Raw genomic sequence first — 20,035 nt, forward strand, 5'->3', positions numbered from 1 at the left:
TTTTGTATGGGGCGCCGATGGTCAGTGGGAATGCCGCGGTTCGCCGCTGCGGGCGATGATGCGCAGGTGCAGGGTGGCGGGTTCCAGGCAGCCGCCAGTGGAGAGTTGGCCGACCAGTTGTCGGTAGAGTTCCTGCCATGGGGTTTGCGAGGCGGGGATACTGGGTTTCCACAGCGCTCGGCGCCGCTCCAGCTCGGCCTCATCCACCAGCAGATTGACCTTGCGCGCGTTGAGGTCGACGCTCAGCCGGTCGTTGGTTTGCAGCAGTGCCAGGCCACCACCCACGGCCGCTTCCGGCGACATATTGAGAATCGACGGGCTGGCCGAGGTGCCGCTCTGGCGGCCGTCGCCCAGGCACGGCAGGGAGTCGATGCCGCGCTTGATCAGGGCTGCGGGCGGGGCCATGTTCACCACCTCGGCGCTGCCCGGGTAGCCGACGTTGCCCACGCCACGGATCACCAGGATGCAGCGTTCGTCGATATCCAGCGCCGGGTCGTTGATCCGTGCGTGGTAGTCCTCAGGGCCTTCAAACACGATGGCCCGCGCCTCGAAGCTGTTTTCCGCACCGGGCTCGGAGAGGTAGGTCTTGCGAAACGCCTCGCCCACCACCGACATTTTCATGATCGCGCTGTCGAAGAAATTGCCGCTGAGCACGATAAAGCCCGCACGGTGTTTGAGTGGCGCGTCAAAGGCGTGAATCACGTCGGCATTGCTGGTCAGGCTATTGCGCACGATCTCGCCGATGCTCAAGCCGCTGACCGACGCACAGTCCTCGTGCAGGCGCCCGGCCTTTTGCAACTCGTGCATCACCGCCGGTACGCCGCCAGCGCGGTGGAAGCCTTCGCCCAGGTACTTGCCGGCTGGCATGCAGTTCACCAGCAGCGGCACGTCTTCGCCGATGCGTTGCCAGTCATCCAGGCTCAGCTCGACTCCCATGTGCCGGGCGATGGCGATCAGGTGCGGCGGGCAGTTGCTCGAAGCGCCCAGGGCCGAGGCCACGGCAATCGCGTTTTCGAACGCCTCGCGGGTCATGATCTGTGACGGGCGTACATCCTGGCGCACCAGCTCGCAAATACGCTTGCCGGTGGCATAGGCCATCTGCCCGCGCTCACGGTAGGGCGCCGGAATGCTCGCGCAGCCTGGCAGCGACATGCCCAGGGCTTCGGCCAGGGCGTTCATCGACAGCGCGGTGCCCATGGTGTTGCAGTGACCGACCGAGGGCGAGGCCGCGGTGGTCATTTCCATAAAACCTTCGTAATCGATGTCGCCGGCGGCCAGCAGGTTGCGTGCATGCCACAGCACGGTGCCGGAGCCGATCAGCTCACCCTTGTGATGGCCGTCGAGCATCGGCCCGCCCGACAGCACGATGGCCGGCAGGTCGGTAGTGGCCGCCGCCATCAGGCAGGCGGGGGTGGTCTTGTCGCAGCCGGTGGTCAGCACCACGCCGTCCAGCGGGTAGCCGTGGAGGATCTCCACCAGCCCCAGATAGGCCAGGTTGCGGTCCAGCGAAGCGGTGGGCCGGCGAGTCTGCTCGGCGATGGGGTGCACCGGAAATTCCATGGGGATGCCGCCGGCATCGCGAATCCCGGCCTTGACCCGCTGTGCCAGCTCCAGGTGGTGGCGGTTGCACGGGGTGAGGTCGCTGCCGGTCTGGGCGATGCCGATGATCGGCCGCCCCGATTGCAGCTCTTCGCGGGTCATGCCGTAGTTCATGTAGCGCTCGACGTAGAGCGCGGTCATATCGGCGTGGGCAGGGTCGTTGAACCATTGTTCGCTGCGCAGCGGGCGTCTCGGGGTGTCGCTCATGGTGCGGTTCTCTCTTGTAATTGGGATGAATCGATACCGGCGGCGGCCTCAGCGGGCGAGCAGGCCGCGCGCGGCCAGGTTGCGCAGCAGGGCGCTCAGGCCAAAGGTCCAGGGCGCGGCCTCGCTGCTGTGGGTCACCTGATTGTGCAGGCTGCCCAGCAACGGGCTGCTGATGCTGACCTGGTCTCCCAGCTTGTGGGTGAAACCGCCGCCGACGTGATCACGGTCCTCGGTCGGGGCGAACAGGGTACCGAGAAACAGCAGGAAGCCGTCGGGGTATTGGTGATTGGCGTTCAGAGTCTGCTGCACCAGGTCCTGGGGATCGCGGCTGATCTGGTCCATGGAGCTGGAGCCCTGGATCCGGTAGCCATCTTCGCCCCGCACCTCAAGGTCGACCACGCAGCGGCGCACGTCATCCAGGCTGAAGCCTTCATCGAACAGACGAATGAACGGCCCGATCGCGCAGGACGCATTGTTGTCCTTGGCCTTGCTCAACAGCAGCGCACTGCGCCCCTCGAAGTCCCGCAGGTTGACGTCGTTGCCCAGGGTCGCGCCGTGGATCTGCCCTCGGCTGTTGACCGCCAGCACCACCTCCGGCTCGGGGTTGTTCCATTGCGAGCCGGGGTGGATACCGATCTGGCTGCCGCTGCCGACCGCGGCGAGCACCGGGGCCTTGGTGAAAATTTCCGCATCCGGGCCGATTCCGACTTCCAGGTATTGCGACCACATGCCTTGTTCGATCAGCAGCGCCTTGAGGCGCTGAGCCTGCTCGGAGCCGGGGACGATCGAGCGCAGGTTGTCGCCGATGACCCCGTGGACGATGGCCCGAACCGCTTCGGCCTTGCCCGCATCGCCGCCGGCCTGCTCCTCGATGACCCGCTCAATCATGCTGGCGGCGAAGGTCACGCCGGCGGCCTTGATCACTTGCAGGTCCAGGGGCGGCAACAGGAACGGCTTGCCCGGGTCGCTGCCGGCACCGCTATTGGCCAGCAGCTCGTCGAGGCTGCAGATAAAGGTGCCTGGGGTCTGGCGCAACGCCTCCAGCGGCGAATCCGACTCCAGCAGCTCGCTCAAGGTGGCAAAACGTGCCGACAGATCGAACACGCCGTCGGCACGCAGAGCAATGGCCGATGGGCCGGCGATGGCTCCCGGGACCCAGGCGCGGCCGATCAGGGTGCCGCTCACGCCATCGGCGGGCAGGGTGTTGTGTGGGGTAAGCAATATCGACATGACGACTATTCCAGGTCCGTAAAGCCTTCACGCTAGGGCTGGCGGTCGATAAACTCCAATGACATATTTTCAATTATCGATAACGTACGGTTATTGTTTTGCGGGGGAGTGTCATGTCGGACCTGTCATTTTCAAGCTTCTGCGGTTGGCTCAAATTCAGGCATTTGCTGCTGATCGACACCCTGGGACGCACGCGCAACATGCACCTCGCGGCGCAGCAGATGAACCTCAGCCAGCCGGCCATCAGCAAGATGCTCAAGGAAATCGAGAGCCTGCTGGGCTTCGCCCTGTTCGAACGCCAGCCGCGCAGCATGCCGCCCACTGCCCTGGGCGAGCACGTGGTGCGGTATGCGCAGATTGCCCTCAATGATGCCCGGGCCTTTGTCGGGCAGATCAGCAGCCTGCGCGAAGGCGGCCACGGCCATCTCAAGGTCGGCGGGATTTTTGCCGCGACCGCGATCGCGCTGCCCGAGGCCATTTTGCAGATCAAGCAGCGCTGGCCGTTGCTGTCGATCGAAGTGGTGGAACAGACCAGTAACCACTTGATGGAGATGCTCGAAGAGAAAAAGCTCGACCTGGCGGTGGCGCGCTTCACCGAACAAAGCCAGCGCCGGCGCTATGACTTCCAGCCCCTGGCCCCGGAGCCGTTCTGCATCGTGGTCAACAGCCGTCATCCGCTGGCCGAGGCCGGGCCAATCTCGCTGCAGCAACTGGTGGGCCTGCCCTGGATCCTGTACCCGGTCGGCACCCCGATTCGCGGGCGCATGGAGCTGGCGTTCGCCGACGCCGGGGTGGAGATGCCGCGCAATACCGTGGACACCATTTCCATGCAGACCTTTCTCCAGGTCCTGCAACGGGGGCCGATGATCGGCATGCTGCCCGATGCCATGGTCAAGCCGCTGCTCGACAGCGGCCAGCTCAGGACCCTGGACACGCCTCTGCACCTGGTGCCCCAGGATTACGGGATCCTGACGCGCAAGGGCGAGCCGCTGGTGGGCGCGGCCTTGGAGTTTGCCGAAATACTCCTGGAAAACGCCCGGCTGACCCGGGAACAGGGCGGTTGAAAGGGCACTGATGAAGCGGCGCTTCCGATAACGGGCCGTTATCGGTTAATCCAAAAATGCCATTGGGAAAGAATCGCGACCGGGCAGTAGAGTACGGACCAGATTTCAATCCGGGTCAGGAGACTGTCATGCCCCAATTGTCCGGTCACAACTTTATCGCCGGTGGCCGCAGCGCCGCTGGCTCGGTGCTGCTGCACAGCGTCGATGCCAGCACCGGCGAAGCGCTGCCGGGTGCTTTCGTCCAGGCCACCCTGGCCGAAGTCGACGCCGCGGCGAATGCCGCTGCCCAGGCCGACCAGCTCTATCGCCATTTGCCGGCCGCGCGCCGCGCCGAATTTCTTGATGCCATCGCCGCCGAGCTGGATGCCCTGGGGGACGATTTCGTGGCCCTGGTGAGCCGTGAAACTGCACTGCCGGCAGGCCGTATCCAAGGGGAAAGGGCGCGCACCAGCGGCCAGATGCGCCTGTTTGCCCAGACCCTGCGCCGGGGTGACTTTTACGCTGCGCGCATCGACCTGCCGCTGCCGGCACGCCAGCCGCTGCCCCGGGTCGACCTCCGGCAATGCCGCCTGGGTGTGGGCCCGGTGGCGGTGTTCGGTGCCAGCAACTTCCCCCTGGCGTTCTCCACCGCCGGCGGCGACACCGCTGCCGCCCTGGCCGCCGGCTGCCCGGTGGTGTTCAAGGCCCACAGCGGGCACATGGCGACCGCCGAGCGGGTGGCTGAAGCGATCGTGCGCGCCGCCGAGAAAACCGGCATGCCGGCCGGGGTGTTCAATATGATTTTCGGCTCCGGGGTCGGCGAAGCACTGGTCAAGCACCCGCTGATCCAGGCCGTGGGTTTTACCGGTTCACTCAAGGGCGGCCGCGCGCTGTGCGATATGGCTGCCGCCCGGCCGCAGCCGATCCCGGTGTTTGCCGAGATGAGCAGCATCAACCCGGTGCTGCTGCTACCCGAAGCGCTGGCGACCCGAGGCGAGCAGATTGCTGCCGAACTCGCCGCTTCGGTGGTGATGGGGGCCGGGCAGTTCTGTACCAACCCGGGGTTGGTGATCGGTATCCGTTCGCCGCAGTTCAGCGCCTTTATCCAGCGCCTGAGCACCCTGATCGGCGAGCAGCCCGGGCAAACCATGCTCAATGCCGGGGGCCTGCGCAGTTATGTGCAGGGCTGCGACGCCTTGCGGGCGCATCCGCAGATCCGCCATCTGGCGGGCGCGGCGCAACAGGGCCAGCAAGCCCGGGCGCAGGTGTTCCAGGCCGATGTCAGCCTGCTGCTGAGCGGCGCCGAACTGCTGCAGGAAGAAGTCTTCGGCCCGGCCACGGTGCTGGTGGAAGTGGCCGACCGCGCCGAGTTGCTGGCGGCCTTGCACGGCCTGCACGGGCAACTGACCGCCACCCTGATCGGCGATCCGACCGAGCTGGGGCACGCTGGCGAACTGGTGACGTTGCTGGAAAGAAAGGTCGGCCGGGTCCTGGTCAACGGCTACCCGACCGGGGTCGAAGTGTGTGACGCCATGGTCCACGGCGGTCCTTGGCCGGCCACCTCCGATGCCCGAGGCACCTCGGTCGGGACCCTGGCCATCGGGCGTTTCCTGCGCCCGGTGTGCTACCAGAACTTCCCGGACGCCTTGCTCCCCCAGGCTTTGCAGAACAGCAACCCGCTGCACCTGACGCGCCTGGTCAATGGGGAAAATACCAACCAGGCCGTGTAATCCGCTGCACCGCCGGCTGAACGACTCAGCCGGCGCGACCCATTCGATAAAAACAATCAGGCATGTCCACATGCCCAGGGGTTATCTCCATGCAAACCATCTCCGAGCACCTGCCGGCGCAGGCGCAAGCCCGCGAACTGGATTTTGAAGACCGCACCTACCGCAAAGTCATCTGGCGCATCCTGCCGGTGCTGTTGCTGTGCTACATGGCCGCCTACCTGGACCGGGTCAATATCGGCTTTGCCAAGCTGGACATGCTCAACGAACTGCAATTCAGCAACACCATCTACGCCCTGGGCGCGAGCATGTTCTTCTGGGGCTACTTCCTGTTCGAGGTGCCGAGCAACCTGTTGCTGCACCGCTTCGGCGCGCGCTTCTGGATCGCCCGGATCATGCTCAGTTGGGCGGTGATCTCCATGGCGGTGGCCTACACCGTGCCGCTGGCGGGGCTGTTCGGCATCGAATCGCACACCATGTTCTACGTGCTGCGCTTTTTGCTGGGGATCTGCGAAGCCGGCTTCTTTCCCGGGGTGATCCTGTACCTCAACTACTGGTTTCCAACCCATCGCCAAAGCCGGGTGATGTCCGGGTTCCTGATGGCGATGCCCATCAGTCTGACCCTGGGCGGCATTCTTTCCGGCTGGCTGATGAACAGCATGCAAGGGGTGCAGGGCCTGTCCGGCTGGCAGTGGATGCTGATCATCGAGGGCATTCCGTCGATCATCATGGCGTTCGTGGTCATCGTTTGCCTGGCCGATAACATCGACAAGGCCAAGTGGCTGTCGGCGGCAGAGAAAGCCCTGCTCAAGGCCAATCTGCAAAGCGACAACCAGGGTAAGGCCACCCGCTTGAGCGAGGTGTTTTTCAACCCGCGGGTGTGGTTGCTGGTGCTGATCCTTCTGACCTTCAATACCGGCTTCTACGGCCTGGCGTTCTGGATGCCGTCGATCATCAAGAGCACCGGCATCACCAACAGCCTGCACATCGGCTTGCTCACGGCGATTCCCTATGCCGTGGCCACGGTGGCGATGCTGCTCAATGCACGGCATTCCAACCGTACCGGCGAGCGCCGGCTGCACGCGGCGATCCCGGCTTTTATCGGCGGTGTGGGGCTGATCCTCAGTGCGTTTTTTGCCGACAACCTGCTGCTCTCGGTGTTGTTCCTGAGTGTCGCCGCCTCCGGGATCCTGAGCCTGATGCCGATTTTCTGGACCCTGCCGGGCACTGTGTTGTCCGGGGTCGCGGCGGCTGCCGGGATCGGCATGATCAATGCCATCGGCAACCTCTCGGGTTTTACCGGCTCGATGATCACGGCCGTGGCGGAAAACCTCACCGGCAATATCAACAACGGCACCTACGTCCTGGCCCTGTGCCTGTTTGTCAGCGGCGGGCTGATCCTGGCGATCCCCGCTGCCATGCTGGGGCGCAAGGCCAAGGCCGCTGATGCCACTGCGAAGGTGGAAGGCCGATGAACATGCGTGACAAACGGGTCCTGGTCACGGCGGCCGGGCAGGGCATAGGCTGGGCCAGCGCCCTGGCCTTTGCCGAGGCAGGCGCCGAAGTGTTTGCCAGCGACATCGATATCGACAGCCTGCACGGCATCGACGGCGTGACCCCGCTGCTGCTGGATGTGACCTCAAGCAGCGCCATCGCTGACGCCTGCCAGCGTATCGGTGGCCTGGACGTGCTGTTCAATTGCGCAGGTTATGTGCACAGCGGCAGCATCCTTGAGTGCGACGAAGCGGCCTGGGCGCGCTCGATGGAGATCAATGCCAGCGCCATGTACCGGGTGATTCGCGCCTTTTTGCCGGGCATGCTGGAGCGCGGCGGCGGTTCGATCATCAACATGGCGTCGGTGGTGTCCAGCGTCAAAGGCGTGCCCAACCGTTTTGCCTACACCGCGAGCAAGGCCGCGGTGATCGGCCTGACCAAGGCCGTGGCCGCCGACTTTATCGGCCAGGGCATCCGCTGCAACGCCATCTGCCCGGGCACCGTGGAGTCGCCATCGCTGCGTCAGCGGATTGCCGAACAGGCCGCGCAGCAGGGCGTCAGCGAGGTCCAGGTGTATCAGCAGTTCCTGGATCGCCAGCCCATGGGCAGGATCGGCTCTGCCGGCGAAATCGCCCAATTGGCGCTGTACCTGGGCAGCGATGCATCGGCCTACACCACCGGTGGCGTGCACGTGATCGATGGCGGCATGAGCATCTGAGCCTGGGCTTACCCCTTTTAGAAAAAAGCAGGAGCAGCACATGAAATTATTGCGTTATGGCGAAAAGGGCTCGGAGAAACCGGGACTGCTGGATGCCAACAACCAGATCCGCGACCTCTCGGCCCATGTCACCGATATTGCAGGCGAGGCCTTGAGCCCGCAGCGCCTGGCCGCCCTGGCCGCGCTCGACCCCAACAGCCTGCCGCTGGTGGCCGGGCAGCCACGGATCGGCGCTTGCGTCGGCCAGGTCGGCAAGTTTGTCTGCATCGGCCTGAACTACGCCGATCATGCTGCCGAGTCGAACATGGAGGTACCCAAGGAACCGGTGATCTTCAACAAGTGGACCAGCGCCATCTGCGGCCCCAACGACGATGTGCAGATCCCTCGGGGTTCGCGCAAGACCGACTGGGAAGTGGAAATGGGCGTGATCATCGGCACCGGTGGGCGCAACATCGACGAAGCCAACGCCATGCAGCACGTGGCCGGCTACTGCGTGATCAACGATGTGTCCGAGCGCGAATGGCAGCTCGAACGCGGTGGCACCTGGGACAAGGGCAAGGGCTTCGACACCTTCGGCCCCCTCGGCCCATGGCTGGTGACCCGTGATGAAATCCCCGACCCGCACGTCCTGGACCTGTGGCTGGAGGTCGATGGCCAGCGCTACCAGACCGGCAATACCCGGACCCTGATCTTCAGCGTGCCGCAGCTGATCGCCTACCTCAGCCGCTGCATGAGCCTGCAACCCGGCGATGTGATTTCCACCGGCACCCCGCCCGGAGTCGGCCTGGGCATCAAGCCGCAACCGGTGTACCTGCGCCCGGGCCAGACCATGCGCCTGGGCATCAGCGGCCTGGGCGAACAGCGCCAGCTCACGGTACAGGCGGACTGATTGCGCGGCCTGTTTCAATAGGCCTGGCTCCGGCCTCGCAGCCCCGGTACATTGGCGCCCATTGTCGAACCGGGGGGAGAGGCTATGGCGCCTGACGGCGAGTTGCGGCTGTTTGCCGTGCCGATGTGCGGCGGGCTGGTGTATGCCGGCGCCAAGGCGTTGGTCCTGGGGCCGAGCGCTGAGGCGCTGTTCTCGGGGTTTTTGTTTGGCAGCGTGATTGCCATTGTCCTGGGGCTCCCCTTGCTGCTGTGGGGGGATCGGCGCTGCCCAGGCTCCAGACTGCGGCACCTGCTCAGCGCGCTGCTCCAGAGCCTGGCGGCCAACCTGCTGCTGGGCCTGCCCTTGGGCACACTTTTGTGGTCGACGCTGGCGGGCGGCCTGGCCCTGGGGCTGTTGTCCAGCCTGGTGCTGTTGGGCATCGAACGCTTGCCCAGCCGCACCCCGGCGCATAGGCGCAGCCCCGGTTCAATCATCGCCGTGCCGCTGTCGGGCGGGCTGACACTGGGCCTGGCGGCGAGCGTATTCATCGAGCACAGCCTGGGCGCTTTCTGCCTGTTCTTCCTGATTGGCGGGCTGCTGGGCATGCTGGTGTGCTGGCCGGTCCTGTGGCTGGTGGAACGTTGCCTGAACACGTCCTGGCGTTACCTGGTCGGCGGGGTTATCAGCAGTGGCCTGATCTGGCTGATGTCCGCGCTGCCCCATTTTCTCGACTATGCCCGTGCCTCCGTGTCTGCCGACTATCCCTGGCCATCACGATTTGGCCAGGGGGCGTTGCTGTTCCTGGCCCTGGGTCTGGTGGCGGGCGGCCTGTGCACCGCGCTCAATGCGCTGTTCGCGTGGCTATGGCGGCGCAAGGACCTGGTGCGGCCCTAGTCCGGGGGCCGGCTTGAGTGGCTGCGACGGCGTACGCTCTGTATCCTGCCCGACCTTCATCGCCATCCTGCAAGGAAGCCCCCCATGTCTGTTTTTCTCGGCCGTTACGTGCTGCTGGCGTGCCTCTTGCCCCAGGTGTGCCTGGCCGGCGCGGCGTCGATCGATCCCCGGGCAGAAAGCCTCTACCAACAAGCTGTGCCTTATCTGCAACAGGCCAACAGCAAGCTGGAAGCGGTGCCTGCCGACATGCCCACCGCGAGTGCCGAGGACAAGCAGCGAGGCATGCTGCTGATCGACCAGGCCGGCGCCTTGATGCGGCCGGCCATGGGTCTGCTGGAACAGGCCGCTGCGCTGCAACACCCGGTGGCTGAATATCGCCTGGCGCTGATCTACGTGATGCTTTATCCAAGCGAGGAGGTGAAGGCCAAGGCCTGCCCCTTGCTTGAGCACAGCCTGACCCAGGGGTTTGCGCCGGCGGCGCTGGAAATTTCATCCTGGTGCCTGCCATTCACCGACACCCCGCAGTACCAGGCAGCGTTGCATGCTGTGGAGGACGCCATGCCGGCTTACGCGCAGTACTTTCCGCAGCCGGTGGTCAGGCTTGAGTGCCGCCGCGAGCAACCCCAGGGCCTGGCGATGCAGTGGGGCAGCAGCCGCGACTATCAGGCGGAAATCTACCGCCTGCTGGGGGACAGCAACCGCGCGCAACGCCAGGCGTTTTATCAGAAGGCGCTGGACATCAACGATTGCTACAAGGCCAAGCGGCGCATGGCCATTGCTCAATAGGCGGTTGCACCTATTCGGTCGCGGCAAATGCCGGGTGGTACTGCACACGCCCGACTGGCAGCGGGCCGCCCAGGACCCCGCAGCGCCGCCGGGTCAGGGCACCCGACGACGTGACTGACATTGATCAACTGGTGGTGACCGCACTCCTGGGCACGGTAAAGCGAAACTCGGTCCCGGCCCCGACTTCACTTTCGGCCTCGATCCGCCCGCCATGGGCCTCGACTATGCCCTGGGTGATGTACAGCCCCAGCCCGGTGCCGGTGGGGTTGCCGTCCTTGATGGTCCAGTAGCGGTCGAAGACGTGGGGCAGTTGATCCTGGGGAATGCCTTCGCCGGTATCGCGCACGCTGAACACGATGTCATCCCCGGAGGACATCGCCACCACGCCGATCTTGCCGCGCCGCGGGGTGAACTTGATGGCGTTGCCCACCAGATTCGACAGTACCTGGAACAGACGCTCCGGGTCGGCGTGGATCGACAGCTGCGGCTCGGCCTGGAAAGAGATCTCGATGTCCTTATCCAGCGCCAACGGCGTGAGCAGGGCCTGAGCTTCTTCGAACATTTCCCCGACTTCCAGCGCTTGCGGCTTGATGGTGTAGCGCCCGGCATCGATTTTCGAGGTGTCGAGCAGGTCTTCGAGCAGGGTGTTCATCCGCCCGGCGGCCTGTTGCATGGTGTCGATGGCGGTCGAGATGCGTCGCGAGGTGTGCGGGCCGTCGGAGCTGAAGGCCTTTTGCATCATGCCGCACAGCATCGAGATCACGGTCATGGGGTTGCGCAGGTCGTGGGAAACCACCGCCACCAGGTCGTCCCGGGCCTGTACCGCGCGCTGTTCGCGCAGCACCTGGCGCGCCAGGTCGCTTTCCAGCGCCGAGCGCCGCAGGTCATTGGCGGCGAACAGGTCGCCATGGCTCCACTTGGTGGCGATGCCGGCCATTTCCACCTTCCAGATCTCGAACGAGGTCCGCGGACGCAAGCGCAGGCCCGATTCGGAGTCTTCCAGGTTGAGCGGCTTGTTCGGGTCGCCGCTCCAGTTGATGTTTTCCTTCACCTCGGGGCGAAACCACAGCACACCGTTGTCCACCGGCTTGGGCAGGCTCATCGCAAGCACGCCGCTGGCGACCTGGGTAAAGGCGGCGGCAGGCGGGTAGAGCAACGACAGCTGGTGGCTGGAAAACACCTTCTGCGACGACGCTTGCAGCCATTTGTGCAGGGCGCGGATGTCATCGGGCTCGGGGCAGTTGCCGTAGCGGTGCAACTGTTTGTCTTCGATGATCGCCACGCCGCCGGCATCGGCCAGGGCCAGCAGCAGCTCCGGTTGTTGGGCCAGGCCGTCGAACACGTTTTCCGTGGAGTCGATCATCGCCTGGTTGAGCTGGGCCAGGGTTTCGACCTTGGCCTCGCGCTGGCGGCTGACTTCCAGCGCTTCCATCGCGCTGATCTGCAACGACAGCACCTGGCCGATGGTCTGGCAGGCGCTGCGCAATTCGTGGGGCACATGCAGTGGCTGGCGATTGCCGCAGCTGATCAGGCCCCAGAGCTTGTCGCCCTTGAGCAGCGAGATGCTCATGGAGGACAGCACCCCCATGTTCTTCATGTACTGGCAGTGAATCGGCGACACGCTGCGCAGGTTGGCGAAGCTCAGGTCCAGCGGCTGACCGGTATCCGGGCGCAGCTTGGGCACCAGCGGCACCGGCTGGTAGTCGGCATCGGGGATGATGCGCAACCAGTTGGTGCGGTACAGCTCGCGCGCCTGCTCGGGGATGTCGGAGGCCGGGAAAAACAGGCCCTGGAACACTTCCATGGACGGCGACGAGGCTTCGGCGATCACCTGGCCGTGACCTTCTTCCTCGAAGCGATAGATCAGGACCCGGTCATAACCGGTGATGGCCTGGATTTCCTGCACGCTGATTTCATACAGCGCCTGCAGGCTTTTGGCCGCCTGCAGGCGTTGCAGCATTCGCCCCAGGTTGGTGGCCTGGCCCGCGACCTTGGCCGGCTCGGCCTGAACTTCCAGCTCCAGCACCAGCACGCCCTGATGGCGGTGCACGAAACCTTCGAACACACCGCCATTCAGTGAAAAGAACAGCTCGGGTGCTTCCAGTTGGTTATCGTGCTGCGCTGCCAGTTCGACCTGCTGCGTGTACTCGGCGCCGATCAAATGCTCCAAAGGCGCGCCCACGCTCTCGTCCGGTGTGCGGCCCAGCAGGGGCTGGACGTTGGCGCTGATCTGCAGAATGCGCAGCTCGGGCTCGGCCAGGGTCAACAGCACGCCGTGGGGCTGAATCGCGCCGGGGGTGCGGATGGGTTCGTCATCACAATTGGCCAGCAGCTCTTCGAAGGCTTTTTTGTCCAATGGGTTCATAGCAGCACCTCCGAGCGGTCAAGCCAGTGTTCAAAAGATGAAAATGTATCCTGGGCGGCGTTCACCGCCTCTTGCCGTGCGTTGGCCTCCAGGGGCCAGGCCCCCAGGTAGTCGGTGAACTCGCGCCAGCGGCGGCCGGTGGCGGCGCCATAGATGTCGAGAAACGCCGCGCCGTTGTCCGCGTCCAGTTGCAAGCGGGCGGCAATCTCGCGCCGCAGGATCTGCCCGCCCAGGGTGGCGCCCTCCAGCACATAGAGCACCCCCAGGCAGGCCTGGACCGAAGGCGTGCCCGGCAGCGACGGGCACTGGGGCAGGGCGTCGATGGCGGCGTCATCCAGGCCCAGGGCCAGCAGGTCGCGGCGCAGGGTCGGGGCCTTGAGGCGCTGGTCCAGGCCAAAGTCGGCCGGCACCGCGCCGCTCTGCAGCAGGCGTTGCTCCAGAGGCTGGTAGAAGCCGTAGTAGGCCTTGATCAGGCGTAAATAGTGGGAGTGGCTCAGCAGGGGGGAGAAAAACGGCAGGCGCTTTTCCAGAGCGATGTGTAACGGAGCTGTTCCTGAGCGCAGGTTTTGCAGCAACAACGGAACATCAACGCTACGAACGTTTGATTGCATGTAAGTCAGCTCTAGCGGTCGGGCCTCATCACGGCCATGGGGCGGAGTGGAAGTGGGCTGAATGAACAATATCGCCAGCCGCACAACGGTCCTGCCAAGTGGATACGTTGGTGTTCCACCTGACAATCTGAGTCGCAAGAGTCAAAAAAAATTCCGGGCGACGTGCAAAAAAATGGCGATTCGCTATTGATGGCGTGGTGCCCTGTGGCGCCAATGGCAGGGGTCATTCACGGGGGACTTCTTCGATACGGCCGCCGCAGCCGGTAAAGGACAGCTTGTAACCCTGGCGGCAGCTTCGCACCTGTTCGGTGCGAGGGTCGACTGGGGCCGGGCCGCACACTTGCCCTTGGGGCGCGTCTCTTGAGCTGTTGTGCAGGCAACTCTGATAGCTGGCCATCATCGCGTCGTAGATGCCTGTATCGGCCTCCAACTGCTTGCTGGCGCGCTGCTCGCACTGAGCAACATCGGCATCGAGCTTGGCTACGCATTGCCGACCTTCGGCGCTGTCGGGCTGGACATAGCGGTATTGGGTGCAGCCGGACAGGCTGAGCAGGGCGGCGGTGGCGGCGATAACCAGGGGCAGGCGAATAGGCACGGGGCAGGGTCCGTCTAAAAAAGGGCTCGATCTATGACCCTGGACCGGGCATTCGGTTCTGCGCGTCTGCCGGGGCCAGGCTCCTGCTGCGCCCTCGCCACCGGGCGCAGGCTTGGGTATGATCGCCGCCGGCCGCTGCTGCCCGCCGCTCGCTCCCGCACAAGGGAAAGGTGAAAGCATGTGTTGTTGTTCCCAATCCTATCGCCACTCTTGAGAGTCGAGGTTTGGCAATGCGAGCACCGAAATGCCTCGATCACAGGAGCAACGATGTTTTCGATCGATCAAGCCAAACAGATGGCCAAGCGGCTGCGTGCCTCGCTGGAGACGCGCGATCAAGTGGTGTCTCACTCCGCCGCGCTGGAACTGGTGGCGCAGCAACTGGGCTACAAGGACTGGAACACCGCGGCGGCGCTGCTACCCGAGCAAACCGCCCACGCCCAGCCAGCCACTGCGCCTGCCATAACGTTCGACAAACCCATCCCCATCCTGCGCATGTTCGATGAAGCCAAGGCCCGGGAGTTCTACCTGGATTTCCTGGGCTTCGGCGTCGAGTTCGAGCACCGCTTCGAAGCCGATCTGCCGCTGTACCTGGGCCTCAGCCGCGACGGCCTGCAACTGCACCTGTCCGAGCACCACGGCGATGCCAGCCCGGGTTCGACCGTATTTGTGCCAATGCACAATATCGAGCTGCTGCGTGACGAACTGCTGGCCAAGCGTTACGGCTACGGGCGTCCACAGATTGTCCAGCAGGGCTGGGGCCAGGTGCTGGAAGTCTATGATCCGTTCGGTAACCGCATCCGCTTCTGTCAAAGCTGATGGCCCTGACCCAACCCGAGGCCTGATCGCCGGCCAGGATCCTTTCGGCAGTGCCCGCCCGTAAACCAAGGCTTACGGGCGGGTTGCGGCCCTCAGTTGCGGTCCAGCCACACCGTCTGCGCATTGCAGAATTCGCGTACGCCGAAGTGCGACAGTTCGCGACCAAAACCGCTTCTTTTCACCCCGCCAAAGGTCACCCGTGGATCGCTGGCGCAGTAGCCATTGATAAACACGCCGCCGGTTTCCAGGTGCCGGGCGAAGTACTCGGCCACCTCCAGGTTGGCGGTGTAGACGGTGGAGGCCAGGCCGAACTCGCTGTCGTTGGCCAGGGCCAGGGCGTGCTCGGCATCGCGGGCGGTGATGATCGAGGCCACCGGGCCGAACAGCTCCTGCTTGAACGAGGTCATCTGGTCGGTGACATCGGCCAGCACCGTGGCCGGGTAGAAGTTGCCGGCACCTTCGGCCTTGGCGCCGCCGAGCAGCAGGGTCGCGCCTTCTTCCAGGGTGTCGCGCACTTGCTGGTCCAGTTCGTCACGCAGGTCAAAACGCGCCATGGGGCCGATGTAGGTGTCGGCGGCCAGGGGATCGCCCACGGCCAGCAGGCGAGTGGCGTCGACGAACTTGCGGGTGAATTCCTCGACCACCCCTTGTTCGACGATCAGCCGCTTGGCCGCTGCGCAGACTTGCCCGGTGTTCTGGTAACGGCCGATCACCGCGGCTTTGACGGCAGCATCGAGGTCGGCGTCGTTGAGCACGATAAACGGATCGGAGCCGCCCAGTTCCAGCACGCATTTTTTCAGCGCGGCACCCGCCTGGGCGCCGATGGCGATGCCGGCGCGGACGCTGCCGGTGAGAGTCACGGCGGCGATGCGGCGGTCAGTGATGGCACTGGAGACGCCGTCCGGGGTGACGTTGAGCACTTCAAACACACCCTCGGCGAAGCCCGCGCGCTGGAAAGCATCGCGCAGCAAATAGGCGCTGCCCATGACATTCGGTGCGTGCTTGAGCACGTAAGTGTTGCCGGCGACCAGGGCCGGTACCGCGCCACGCAGCACTTGCCAGATCGGGAAGTTCCACGGCATCACCGCCAGGATCGGCCCCAGCGGGCGGTATTCGATCCGCGCCTTGCCGCCTTCGACCAGGGTCGGTTCGGCGCTGAGCATGCCCGGGCCCTGGGCCGCATACCACTCGCAGAGCTGGGCGCATTTTTCAATTTCGCCACGGGCCTGGGTGATCGGCTTGCCCATTTCCCGGGTGATCATGCTCGCCATCTGTTGCGCGTCGTTGCGCAGCTCAGCGGCCAGGGCCAGCAGCGCGGCGGCCCGTTGTGCCACCGGGGTGTTGCGCCACAGGCTGAACCCCGACGCGGCGCGCGCCAGTGTCGCTTCCTGGGCCTGGGCCGATTCAAAGGGGTAGTGGCCGATCTGTTCGCCGGTGGCGGGGTTGATCGAGATGGCGTGGGTGACGCTGGAAACCTGAGTCATGGCACCGTCCTGCTGGGTGGGGATGGGCGCAGGTTACGGTGGCGTTTGTTTTCTGGAAACTGAATAATACTGAGTCTTTCGTTCACGTTTGGAGAATGCCGTGGATCTGGTACAGCTGGAAATCTTCAAGGCCGTGGCCGAGCACGGCAGCATCAGCGCCGCTGCGGCGCAGATCCACCGGGTGCCGTCGAACCTGACCACGCGCATCAAGCAACTGGAGCAGGACCTGGGGGTCGACCTGTTTATCCGCGAGAAAAGCCGCCTGCGCCTGTCGCCGGCCGGCTGGAGTTTTCTCGACTACGCCCGGCGCATCCTCGACCTGGTGCAAGAGGCCCGGGCCACGGTGGCCGGCGAAGAGCCCCAGGGCTCGTTTTCCCTGGGCTCCCTGGAAAGCACGGCGGCGGTGCGGATCCCCGGGTTGCTGGCGGCCTACAACCAGCGTTACGCCAAAGTTGAACTGGACCTGTCCACTGGGCCCTCCGGGACCATGATCGACGGTGTACTGGCAGGGCGCCTGGCGGCGGCTTTTGTCGACGGCCCGGTGCTGCACCCGGCCCTGGAAGGCGTGCCGGTGTTCGAAGAGGAGATGGTGCTGATCGCGCCGCTGCACCACCGGCCGATCCAGCGCGCCCGAGAGGTGAACGGCGAAAACATCTACGCCTTTCGCGCCAACTGCTCGTACCGGCATCACTTCGAACGCTGGTTCACCCAGGACGCGGCAGTGCCGGGGAAGATTTTCGAAATGGAGTCCTACCACGGCATGCTCGCCTGCGTCAGCGCCGGTGCCGGCCTGGCGCTGATGCCGCGCAGCATGCTCGAAAGCATGCCCGGGTGCAGCACCGTGAGCATCTGGCCGCTGTCGGAAGCCTTTCGCTACTTGCGCACCTGGCTGGTGTGGCGCCGGGGTACGGTCTCGCAAAGCCTGACCATGTTCGTGCGCTTGCTGGAGGAACGCGGGGTGGTGCAGCCCCAGGCTTGATCGAAGGGTGTGTTCAGCCCGCGGGACTACAAGCTTTCCATGCCATTCTCGGTCCTTGACGTTGGAGGGTCAGGCCTGGGCCACGTCGACCCATTGCGCGCTGACCAGTTGCGCCATGCGCAGTGGGCAGATGCGTACCGCAGCGTTGGTCGCGCCGCCGGCGGGCAGCACTTCGTCGAATTGCTTGAGCGAGACATCGCAGTACACCGCGACGGTGTCCGGCACGCCGAACGGGCAGACGCCACCTACCGGGTGGCTGGTATGGGCCTGCACTTCGCTGGCGTCGAGCATCTTGGCCTTGACCCCGAAGTGGCTCTTGAATTTCTTGTTATCCAGGCGTGCGTCGCCACGGGTCACGATCAGGATGACCTGGTCGTTGACCCGCAGCGACAGGGTCTTGGCGATTTGCCCCGGTTCGACATTGTGCGCGCTGGCGGCGAGGGCGACGGTGGCGGTGCTTTCTTCGAGCTCGATGACCGAGAGGTCGGAAGCGTTTGCGGCGAGAAAGTGTTTAACGGTTTCCAGGCTCATGGCGGCTCCTTGAGCGGTCTGTCAGTGCGGTCCGGGGTGGCGGCAACGCGGCAGGGCGACCCGTGCGGGGCGCGGTCGAGGTCGGTCACCTTAACGGGTGCGGCGGCCATCGTGCCAGTGTTTGTCGGGGATCAGGAGCGCGCGCCGGCTCACTGCGCCTCACGCTCCAGCAGTTGGCGCTTGCGCTCCACGCCCCAGCGGTAGCCCGACAGCTGGCCATCGCTGCGCACCACCCGATGGCAGGGAATGGCCACCGCCAGGCTGTTGGCGCCGCAGGCCTGGGCCACGGCGCGGAAGGCTTTCGGCGCGCCAATGAGTTGGGCGATCTCGGCATAGCTGGCGGTGCTGCCCGGCGGGATGCTGCGCAGGGCCTGCCACACCCGCTCCTGAAACGCGGTGCCGCGCAGGTCCAGGGGCAGGTCGAGGCCGAGGGCCGGGGCCTCGATAAACCCCACGACCTTGGCCACCAATTGCTCGAACTGCCGGTCGCCACCGATCAAGCGCGCCTGGGCAAAGGTGTCTTGCAGTTCCGTGACCAGGGCTTGGGGGTCATCGCCCAGCAAAATGGCGCAGACCCCGCGGTTGCTTTGCGCCACCAGGATGGCCCCCAGCGAGCATTGACCGACGGCGAAGCGAATCTCGGTGTTGGCCCCACCGGCGCGGTACTCGCCAGGCTTCATGCCCAGTACGTCGTTGGAGGATTCATAGAAGCGGCTGTTGGAGTTGAAACCGGCGTCATACAACGCCTCGGTCACCGAGCCGCCACGTGTCAACTGTTGGCGCATCTTCCTGGCCCGGTGCGCGCTGGCGTAGGCCTTGGGTGTCAACCCGGTGATGGCCTTGAACACCCGGTGGAAGTGATAAGGGCTCAAGCCCAGTTGCTGCGCCAGGGCATTCAGGCTGGGCGCAGCCTCGGCCTGCTCGATGAGCTGGCAGGCGCGGGTCACCAGAGCTGCATGCTGCTGTGCGGTGCTGGTCTGATCCGCCGCCGCGCGTCTGCTGGGGCGATAACCGGCAGCTTCGGCCTGCTCGGCAGTATCGAAAAACTCGACGTTGTGCCGCCGTGGCAGGCGCGCTGAGCTGCTGGGGCGGCAGTAGACCCCGGTGGTTTTCACCCCGTAGACAAACTGCCCGTCGGCGCCTGGGTCGCGAGCCTCTATCGCCAGCCAGCGCCGGTCGTCTTCAGACTCGGCGCCAGGGCTGTGGGGCAGGGTGGGTTGCTTCATATCGGCTCTCTGGGGTAGGTCAGGTTGCAAGCAGCATAGGCCGATTTCCGGCGTCGAAAACTCCGAGTCTTGCGCTTGAATTGATGCTCAATCCGTGGTGTCCGCGCCCCGGGCCGGGTGTGCCGGAACCCGCCATAAATACCAGGCCGCCACGGTGCGGTAGGGGCTCCAGGCCTGGGCGGTAGCGGCCATCTGCTTGCGGGTCAATTGTGCTTCCAGGCCTTGCAGGCGCCGGTAGCCCTCACGCACGCCGAAATCGTCGACGGGCAGGATATCCAGACGTTCCAGGGTGTAGATCAACAACATCTCCACGGTCCACTGGCCCACCCCGCGCAAGGCGACCAGGCGCTCGATCAAGGCTGCATCGGTCATCTGCAGCGCTTGTTCATAGCTGGGGATCACCCCGTTTTGCGCCGCTTCGGCCAGGCCCTGGATAGTTGCCAGCTTGCTCGCGGAAAAACCGCAGCCACGCAAGGTGTGTGGATCGGTGGCGATGATCTGTGCCGGGCTGGGGAATGCCTGGCCGGGGTACAGCGCCAGCAGCCGCCCGAGGATCGCGTCGCCGGCCCGGGCATGCAATTGCTGATAGGCAATCGCCCGCACCAGCGCCTGGAAAGGGTCGCGGGTCGGTTTGGGCTGATGCAGGCAGCGGCCCACCCGCTGGATATGGGCGGCCCACTGTGGGTCCAGCGCCGCCAGAAACGCACTGGCGTCGGCATAAGGGTCATCAGTGGCAGCGACGGGCATGGCGGTACCTGAAAACTCGTGGGTCCAAGGGCTCTTTGCCGGAGCATGGTAGGGGACGCCGGGGTGGGTTGCACTCGGTGTCTTGCGCTTGAACTCCGGGGTGTGGCTAGGGGGA

At 64.9% G+C, this 20,035-nt stretch carries 18 protein-coding genes; 9 read left to right on the forward strand and 9 right to left on the reverse strand.

The window, feature by feature from the left end; genetic code table 11:
• Positions 1-21: 21 nt before the first annotated feature.
• Complete coding sequence (locus tag ACOZJV_RS01645) at positions 22-1,806, reverse strand: IlvD/Edd family dehydratase (protein ID WP_020298887.1); 1,785 nt, start codon at positions 1,804-1,806, stop codon at positions 22-24.
• Between the two features lie 48 nt (positions 1,807-1,854).
• The gene (locus tag ACOZJV_RS01650; protein ID WP_078469094.1) at positions 1,855-3,036 is read right to left on the reverse strand and encodes a fumarylacetoacetate hydrolase family protein; all 1,182 of its coding nucleotides are present in this window, start codon (positions 3,034-3,036) and stop codon (positions 1,855-1,857) included.
• 113 nt (positions 3,037-3,149) lie between these two features.
• Here ACOZJV_RS01650 and ACOZJV_RS01655 point away from each other — a divergent pair, with 113 nt between their 5' ends.
• From ACOZJV_RS01655 to ACOZJV_RS01685, 7 genes are all read left to right on the forward strand, one after another.
• The gene (locus tag ACOZJV_RS01655; protein WP_421546631.1) at positions 3,150-4,100 is read left to right on the forward strand and encodes a LysR family transcriptional regulator; all 951 of its coding nucleotides are present in this window, start codon (positions 3,150-3,152) and stop codon (positions 4,098-4,100) included.
• Between the two features lie 128 nt (positions 4,101-4,228).
• A complete protein-coding gene (locus tag ACOZJV_RS01660) occupies positions 4,229-5,809 on the forward strand; it encodes an aldehyde dehydrogenase (NADP(+)) (protein WP_421546632.1) in 1,581 nt (526 codons plus the stop codon).
• Positions 5,810-5,898: 89 nt separating this feature from the next.
• Positions 5,899-7,281 (forward strand): MFS transporter, encoded by a 1,383-nt coding sequence (locus tag ACOZJV_RS01665; protein ID WP_421546633.1) that lies wholly within the window; start codon positions 5,899-5,901, stop codon positions 7,279-7,281.
• Positions 7,278-8,018 carry an SDR family oxidoreductase gene (locus ACOZJV_RS01670; RefSeq protein WP_421546634.1) on the forward strand — a complete coding sequence of 247 codons (741 nt, stop codon included), beginning with the start codon at positions 7,278-7,280 and terminating at the stop codon, positions 8,016-8,018. The genes ACOZJV_RS01665 and ACOZJV_RS01670 overlap by 4 nt, the downstream gene beginning before the upstream one ends.
• Positions 8,019-8,058: 40 nt before the next feature.
• The gene (locus ACOZJV_RS01675; protein ID WP_421546635.1) at positions 8,059-8,907 is read left to right on the forward strand and encodes an ureidoglycolate lyase; all 849 of its coding nucleotides are present in this window, start codon (positions 8,059-8,061) and stop codon (positions 8,905-8,907) included.
• An 84-nt stretch (positions 8,908-8,991) separates the two neighbouring features.
• Positions 8,992-9,780 (forward strand): hypothetical protein, encoded by a 789-nt coding sequence (locus ACOZJV_RS01680; RefSeq protein ID WP_421546636.1) that lies wholly within the window; start codon positions 8,992-8,994, stop codon positions 9,778-9,780.
• An 84-nt stretch (positions 9,781-9,864) separates the two neighbouring features.
• Positions 9,865-10,566 carry a hypothetical protein gene (locus ACOZJV_RS01685; RefSeq protein ID WP_421546637.1) on the forward strand — a complete coding sequence of 234 codons (702 nt, stop codon included), beginning with the start codon at positions 9,865-9,867 and terminating at the stop codon, positions 10,564-10,566.
• A 124-nt stretch (positions 10,567-10,690) separates the two neighbouring features.
• Here the strand turns inward: ACOZJV_RS01685 and ACOZJV_RS01690 are convergent, their stop codons facing one another.
• From ACOZJV_RS01690 to ACOZJV_RS01700, 3 genes are all read right to left on the reverse strand, one after another.
• A complete protein-coding gene (locus ACOZJV_RS01690; RefSeq protein ID WP_421546638.1) occupies positions 10,691-12,931 on the reverse strand; it encodes an ATP-binding protein in 2,241 nt (746 codons plus the stop codon).
• Complete coding sequence (locus ACOZJV_RS01695) at positions 12,928-13,542, reverse strand: biliverdin-producing heme oxygenase (RefSeq protein ID WP_421546639.1); 615 nt, start codon at positions 13,540-13,542, stop codon at positions 12,928-12,930. The genes ACOZJV_RS01690 and ACOZJV_RS01695 overlap by 4 nt, the downstream gene beginning before the upstream one ends.
• A gap of 223 nt (positions 13,543-13,765) precedes the next feature.
• Positions 13,766-14,137 carry a hypothetical protein gene (locus tag ACOZJV_RS01700; protein WP_421546640.1) on the reverse strand — a complete coding sequence of 124 codons (372 nt, stop codon included), beginning with the start codon at positions 14,135-14,137 and terminating at the stop codon, positions 13,766-13,768.
• A gap of 267 nt (positions 14,138-14,404) precedes the next feature.
• Between ACOZJV_RS01700 and ACOZJV_RS01705 the strand changes: the two genes are divergently transcribed.
• Positions 14,405-14,953 carry a glyoxalase superfamily protein gene (locus ACOZJV_RS01705; RefSeq protein ID WP_078469107.1) on the forward strand — a complete coding sequence of 183 codons (549 nt, stop codon included), beginning with the start codon at positions 14,405-14,407 and terminating at the stop codon, positions 14,951-14,953.
• Between the two features lie 92 nt (positions 14,954-15,045).
• On the opposite strand, the gene ACOZJV_RS01710 is transcribed toward ACOZJV_RS01705, so the two are convergent.
• Positions 15,046-16,437, reverse strand: coding sequence for an aldehyde dehydrogenase family protein (locus tag ACOZJV_RS01710; protein ID WP_421546641.1), 1,392 nt, complete (start codon positions 16,435-16,437; stop codon positions 15,046-15,048).
• Positions 16,438-16,537: 100 nt separating this feature from the next.
• Between ACOZJV_RS01710 and ptrR the strand changes: the two genes are divergently transcribed.
• Positions 16,538-17,416, forward strand: a complete 879-nt coding sequence (gene ptrR / locus ACOZJV_RS01715) for a putrescine utilization regulator PtrR (RefSeq protein WP_421546642.1) — start codon at positions 16,538-16,540, stop codon at positions 17,414-17,416.
• A 69-nt stretch (positions 17,417-17,485) separates the two neighbouring features.
• Here ptrR and ACOZJV_RS01720 read toward each other — a convergent pair whose 3' ends face one another.
• The 3 genes from ACOZJV_RS01720 to ACOZJV_RS01730 form a co-directional block, all read right to left on the reverse strand.
• Positions 17,486-17,947 carry a YbaK/EbsC family protein gene (locus ACOZJV_RS01720; protein WP_078469111.1) on the reverse strand — a complete coding sequence of 154 codons (462 nt, stop codon included), beginning with the start codon at positions 17,945-17,947 and terminating at the stop codon, positions 17,486-17,488.
• A 149-nt stretch (positions 17,948-18,096) separates the two neighbouring features.
• The gene (gene ada / locus ACOZJV_RS01725) at positions 18,097-19,173 is read right to left on the reverse strand and encodes a bifunctional DNA-binding transcriptional regulator/O6-methylguanine-DNA methyltransferase Ada (protein WP_421546643.1); all 1,077 of its coding nucleotides are present in this window, start codon (positions 19,171-19,173) and stop codon (positions 18,097-18,099) included.
• 87 nt (positions 19,174-19,260) lie between these two features.
• Positions 19,261-19,920: a DNA-3-methyladenine glycosylase family protein gene (locus ACOZJV_RS01730; RefSeq protein ID WP_421546644.1), complete on the reverse strand. Its 660-nt coding sequence runs from the start codon at positions 19,918-19,920 to the stop codon at positions 19,261-19,263.
• Positions 19,921-20,035 lie beyond the last annotated feature (115 nt).

Origin of the sequence: Pseudomonas sp. QD4 (assembly GCF_049199125.1) — a bacterium.
In the GTDB taxonomy this organism is placed as follows: Bacteria; Pseudomonadota; Gammaproteobacteria; order Pseudomonadales; family Pseudomonadaceae; genus Aquipseudomonas.